Annotated in this window: 6 protein-coding genes; all 6 read right to left on the reverse strand. The window is 33.9% G+C overall.

The features are described 5' to 3' along the window. Positions 1-4: 4 nt before the first annotated feature. Positions 5-1,060 (reverse strand): polysaccharide biosynthesis protein, encoded by a 1,056-nt coding sequence (locus RR409_RS17090; RefSeq protein WP_332558981.1) that lies wholly within the window; start codon positions 1,058-1,060, stop codon positions 5-7. 5 nt (positions 1,061-1,065) lie between these two features. Further along, a complete protein-coding gene (locus RR409_RS17095; RefSeq protein ID WP_332558982.1) occupies positions 1,066-2,274 on the reverse strand; it encodes a glycosyltransferase family 4 protein in 1,209 nt (402 codons plus the stop codon). 45 nt (positions 2,275-2,319) lie between these two features. After that, positions 2,320-3,051 carry a GNAT family N-acetyltransferase gene (locus tag RR409_RS17100; RefSeq protein ID WP_332558983.1) on the reverse strand — a complete coding sequence of 244 codons (732 nt, stop codon included), beginning with the start codon at positions 3,049-3,051 and terminating at the stop codon, positions 2,320-2,322. Between the two features lie 14 nt (positions 3,052-3,065). Then, a complete protein-coding gene (locus tag RR409_RS17105; protein WP_332558984.1) occupies positions 3,066-3,695 on the reverse strand; it encodes a sugar transferase in 630 nt (209 codons plus the stop codon). A 10-nt stretch (positions 3,696-3,705) separates the two neighbouring features. Next, positions 3,706-4,950 (reverse strand): DegT/DnrJ/EryC1/StrS family aminotransferase, encoded by a 1,245-nt coding sequence (locus RR409_RS17110; RefSeq protein ID WP_332558985.1) that lies wholly within the window; start codon positions 4,948-4,950, stop codon positions 3,706-3,708. Between the two features lie 240 nt (positions 4,951-5,190). After that, positions 5,191-6,508: nucleoside-diphosphate sugar epimerase/dehydratase (locus RR409_RS17115; protein ID WP_332558986.1), on the reverse strand; the 1,318-nt coding region annotated here is incomplete at its 5' end.

The following is a 6,508-nucleotide window of genomic DNA, read 5'->3' on the forward strand; positions in this document are numbered from 1 at the left end:
CCTTTTATTCAGCCTTATTAATAGTAACTGCAGCCTCTTCCTCAACGGGTATATATCCTAATTCTTTTCTTATATAATCAAGCGATAATAACTTTTCTTTGATTTGTTCTATAGTCAATAAGTTTGTATTATTAGAGTTATAATCTTCCACACCGGATAGCTTTTGATCACCATCTACAAAATATTTATCATAATTAAGTTCCCTTTTATCCGCAGGGACCCTAAAAAATCCACCCATATCATCCGCTACAATATATTCTTCTCTAGTAAGAAGTGTTTCATATAGCTTTTCTCCGTGACGCCTCCCCATTATTTTTATCTCATTATCAGCATTAAATAGTTCCTTAACTGCTTGTGCTAAATCTCCTATAGTAGATGCTGAAGCCTTTTGTACCATAATATCCCCAGCTTCAGCATTTTGAAATGCAAACACAACAAGCTCAACAGCCTCTTCAAGGCTCATCAAATATCTTGTCATATTTGGGTCTGTAACTGTTAGTGGCTGTCCATTTTTTATTTGCTCAACAAATAGTGGTATGACAGATCCTCTTGATGCCATAACATTTCCATATCTAGTACCACATATAAGTGTTCTTTGGGGATCCACAGTCTTAGATTTAGCAACAAATACTTTCTCCATCATAGCCTTTGAAATTCCCATTGCATTAATTGGATAGGCAGCTTTATCAGTAGATAAGCAAATAACTTTCTTTACTCCACACTCTATTGCTGCTGTAAGAACATTATCTGTACCTAATACATTTGTCTTCACAGCTTCTAAAGGGAAAAATTCACAAGATGGAACTTGCTTGAGTGCTGCTGCATGGAAAATATAGTCAACTCCATACATTGCATTTTTCACACTTGATAAATCACGTACATCTCCGATATAAAATTTAAGTTTATCATTATTAAATAGCTTTCTCATATCATCTTGTTTTTTTTCATCTCTCGAGAAGATACGTATCTCTTTAATGTCAGTATGTAAAAATCTTTTCATGACAGCATTACCAAAGGAACCTGTTCCCCCAGTTATCAGTAAAGTTTTATTTTTAAACATATTAATTACCCCTTTCTACTAGCTAAACTGTTTTTTAATATTTTCACAGAATACTCAACCCTAAAATTATCTTCAATGTATTTGCGTCCGTTAACCCCTTTAACCGATAATTCTTTGCTTACAGCCATTTCTTTAATTTTTGTTATAAAGGAATTATAGTCACCAGACCAAACCCATTCGCCACATTGTGCATTTTCAATTAACTGTCTGAAATCTGTTGCTTTATCAGTCGCAGCCAATACTGGCTTAGCATACTCCATATATGATAAAATTCTTGATGGATAATTAGGAATTGTAAATCTAGGGTCAAGTACAATTAACCCTACATCACATTCCTTTGTTATTTGCTCATATTCATCTCTAGACAAATTTTCAATTACCAAAGCATTTTTTACATAACTATTTTTAATTATTTCTTCTAATTTATATCTATCTGTTCCCCTTCCAATGAAGAGGAAATATATATTTTCTTCATCTTTGCATTCTTTTACTGTTTTACATAGAAGATCTATATACTGTGGTTTTCCCATATTTCCTCCAAAAAGAAAAACACAGGCTTCTTTATGAATACCATACCGTTTTCGCATAGGAAATTCTTCGCTTTTAATATCAAAAGTTAATTTCTTTGTATTTGGAAAAATTTCTACCTTATTTATATCTAACCATGTGTTATGTTTGATTACATAATTTTTATTTTCTTGCGACATGCACCCAATAATGTCTGCTGTTCTATATAATTTTTTTTCTTTTGACATGAAGTATTTAAAAATAATACTGTTTCTTTTCATAATACCTAAATCTACTGCATTTTGTGGGAATATATCTTTTAGCATTAAATAAGCAGGGCAATTAAATTTCTTCTTAGCCCATTCTACTAATCCTGCATTTGTAACTGGAGGTGCTTCGAATAAAATCATGTCGAATTTTTCATTTCTCAGATACTTTGATATACTCTTTTTCATCAAAATTGGGATTTTTAATGCTGTTATTCCTTTTTCAAGTAGTCCTACATCATAGTAATTACCAGTTACTATCCGAAGAACATCAAAACCTCGTTCTTTCTTCATTCCAGTATTCTTCTTATTCCTTGCTTGTTCAGAGACAGCTACTATTAGATCATGTCCATCTTCCTTTAGTGCCTCGGCTAAATCTGTATATATTGTAGCTCCTCTATTCGGTTCTGGAAATGAAGTAGCAATGTATAATATCCTCAATATTTTCAGTCTCCTTAACCCTTAATAAACACCCTATTGGGTTCTCTATAGATTCCACAAGTGATAAATCTGATGACATCCTACTTGTTTACATCCTACTTTATGATAAAAATTAATTGCCCCTAGATTTCTCACTTGAGTACCAACTCTTATTTCATTGCAACCTCGCTCATATGCAACACACTCTAATGCTTTAAACAGATTTTTCCCGATACCACCATATGCCGAATTTTTTGATACGGCAATAAGCTCTACCACACAAGCATTATCTGAATACGAATGTAGTAAAAATCCATTAACCTCACCATTCTCATTCTTAGATAAAGCATAATATTTTCCTAGTTTCTCAAATGAATTTATCAACCATTGACAATACACTTGATTTCCTCCGCGCATAGCTAATTCAGGATCTTCAGTAAACTTTGAGAATTGAAATTCTGCTATTTCGACAACATGCTCATCTCTTTTCATCGCTTGATGAAAAGAGATGTTTTCCATTATTTTATACTGAACCTCTAATTTCTTCTTGAACTGTATATTCACATCAGCTAAAAATGCATTGGTATCTTTTCCAATAAACTGTGCATTAACGGGTTCGGAGTTTCTGTTTTCAATTGAAATAAACTGAAAGTCCTTAAATCTATCCTTTAGATTGTTCCATTCAACTAATGTTAGAGATTTATATAAGATAGCTTTGGCACAATTCACGCCAAAGTAATCTGTATCCCATTTCAACTCGTAGAAGGTTGCTGCATTTTCTATTTTGTTATTTTTCATAAATACTTCACCTCCTACAAATCTACTCCTGATTTACGGCTAACCTTTACACTATTTTCAATTAAGTATATATCCTCACGTTTCAAAACTGATATAGCCGTTTTAAAGAATATCTTTATATCAAGCCATAAAGATAAATTATCAATATAGTAAATATCATGTTGAATTCTTTCTTTCCATGGCACTGTATTCCTATAGTAAGCTTGATTAAGCCCAGTAACCCCAGGCTTAACCTCTAACTTGCGAACTTCATTGCCCTCATATAATTTTTGGTGTTCTGGCAAATCTGGTCTAGGTCCAATAATACTCATTTCACCCTTTATAATATTTAAAAGTTGTGGAGTCTCATCAATGCTTGTCTTTCTTATAAACTTCCCTATTTTAGTTAATCTTGGGTCATCTTCTGAATTAAAAGTTGATCCGTCTTCATTTCTAATATCAGGTGCATTCATTTTCATAGAACGAAACTTATACATTTTAAATATCTTTCCATCCTTGCCTAAACGTGGTGCATTATAAAAAATTGTCCCTTTATCTTCAATATAAATAATAAGTCCAATAATTGTTAATATAACAAACAAGAAGGGTAGCGCTATAATAGAAAAAATCAAATCAAACATTCTTTTGAAAAACCTTTTATACATCCGCTCACCCCTACTGTGCTATCGCAACCTCTGTATTTAAAACTTCGTCCATGGCCATCTGCAAACTACTACAAATATACTCCACATCCGCATCACTTAGTGAAGTGTGAAGTGGAAGCGTAATTTCATTAGCATACTGCTTATAAGCATTTGGATAATCCTTAATGTCAAACCCCAAGTTCTTGTAAGCTGTAAACATAGGTAATGGCTTATAGTGAACATTTGTTGAAATACCGGCTTCAGCCATCTTTATGATGATTTCATTTCTCTCAAATTCACTTATCCCAGGTATTCTTAATAAATAGAGGTGACCTGTAGAAGCGAAATCCTCTCCATAATGTTTTAAGCTTTCAACTCCTATTTCTGGCAGTGCTTTATCATAAGCCTCTATTATTACCTTACGTCTTTCCATTAGGCCTTCATATCTACTTAACTGCATCAATCCAAAACCAGCTAAAATATCTGTCATATTACATTTAAAAGCTGGATAAATAATGTCATACTCCCATGAGCCCTTTTGTGTCTTTGCTAATGCATCCTTTGATTGACCATGAAGACTATATAACATGAACTGTTTGTAAAGCCATTCATCATCTAAGCCTAAGTCATTTCTCCAAACAACTGCACCACCTTCAGCGGTTGTAAGATTTTTCACTGCATGAAATGAAAATGAAGTAAAGTCCGCCACTTGTCCACATTTCATTCCTTTTCTTTCTGCCCCAAAGGCATGAGCTGCATCAGCTACCACCATTACTCTATTAAATAGTTGTTGAATTTTATTAGTTGCTTTAAATAATTCCCTCTTACTTTTTACAACTTCATATATGATATCGTAATCGCACATCTTCCCTGCTATATCAACTGGAATGATTGCTTTAGTTTTCTCTGTAATAGCATCAGCAAGCTTTGAATAATCCATCTCAAAAGAATCAGGTGCTGTATCAACCAATATAATTTTAGCTCCAACATGGTGTATTACAGAAGCTGATGCAGTATAGGTATAAGCAGAAGTAATAACTTCGTCTCCAGGTCCTATACCTAAAATACGAAGGGTAAGTTCCATAGCTGCCGTTGCAGAATTTAAGCATACAGCTTTATTTACTCCAATATATTCAGCTATATTGCGCTCAAATTGCTTTGTCCTTGGGCCCGTTGTTATCCACCCTGATTTCATCGCTTGTACAACCTCTTCTATCTCTACATCCGTAATATCCGGTGGGGAGAAAGGAATATTCCTTAATTCTTTAACCATCATTTTATCTACCCCTTATCTATTCTTCATCACTTTATTCTCAAATTCATCGAATCTTAACCATAAACACACGTAATAATTGTGACTATTTATTAAATTATAAACCCCTTTTATTGCCCTTCTTATCTATCTCAAACCATACCCTCTCATCACTCAATTACTGAATACCCTATAATGTCCTTGATAAAAATAAAATAAATACCCCAATAAAATAACCTTTGAGCTGAGTCCATTAAAAACTTCCTAACTGGCATCCGCAGCAGCTATAAGTTCCTCGGTCTTTCTCACATAAGTTGGCACAATTTCCTCAATCTTCTCTGCCACCTTCCAATGGGTTTCTCCATTGATTATTTCTCTTAACTCATTAAATTTATTTTTTAATTCTTCCATATCACTGAAGATTGGTTGCCCAACAAATATCTTGTCGTGTCCTGTTTTTTGCAGTCCTTCTTGAGCCATTAGCAGCTCCTCAAAAAGCTTTTCTCCAGGTCTCAGTCCTGTGACTTCTATTTTTATATCCTTATGAGGCTCAAACCCTGAAAGTCTTATTAGATCCAGCGCTAAATCATATATTCTTACTGGCTTACCCATATCCAGTACAAAGATTTCCCCACCCTTTGCATAAGCACCAGCTTGAAGCACTAGTTGAGCAGCTTCTGGAATCAACATGAAAAATCTTGTTATATTTTTATTTGTAACGGTAACTGGTCCCCCTTCAGCTATTTGTTTTTTAAATAGAGGGATTACTGAACCATTACTTCCCAAAACGTTTCCGAACCGTACTGCCACATATTCTGTGTTACTTATTTTGTTTTGAGCTTGTACAATCATTTCACACATTCTTTTAGTAGCTCCCATAATATTAGTTGGGTTCACTGCCTTATCTGTGGAAATTAGTACAAATCTTTTAACCTTATATTTATCTGCGCATTCTGCCATATTTAATGTGCCAAATACATTGTTCTTTATAGCTTCCGTTGGATTATCTTCCATAAGTGGCACATGTTTATGTGCTGCTGCATGAAAAACTACCTCTGGTTTATTTTCTTCGAATATGCTTTCTAGTCTCTTTTTGTCTCTAACTGATGCTATGAAAATCTTTAACTTCAAATTTGGATACTTTCTTTGTAGCTCCATTTGAAGATCATAGGCATTGTTTTCATAGATATCCAGTATCATTAGCTCCTTTGGCTTAAACTGAGTTATTTGTCTGCAAAGTTCAGATCCTATGGACCCTCCTCCACCAGTTACCAGCACTCTTTTGTCCTTTAAATATTCTGAAATTCCTTCATGATCTAGTTTTATTTGTTCTCTACCTAATAGATCCTTAACATCCACATCTCTAATTTGATTTAAGGTTAAGGTCCCACCAATAAACTCATAAACTCCAGGCACTGTCTTTACTTCTACTTTTGTATTGCTACATATTCTTATGATTTCTTTTTTATCTTGGTCCTTCAAACCCGGTATTGCTATTAGAATTAGATCAATACTATATTTTTTTGCTAAACCTTCTATGTCATCTCTGTTTCCTAACACCTTGATTCCAGATATGGAAGTG

The organism is Clostridium sp., from assembly GCF_036642255.1.
Taxonomy (GTDB): domain Bacteria; phylum Bacillota; class Clostridia; order Clostridiales; family Clostridiaceae; genus Clostridium_J.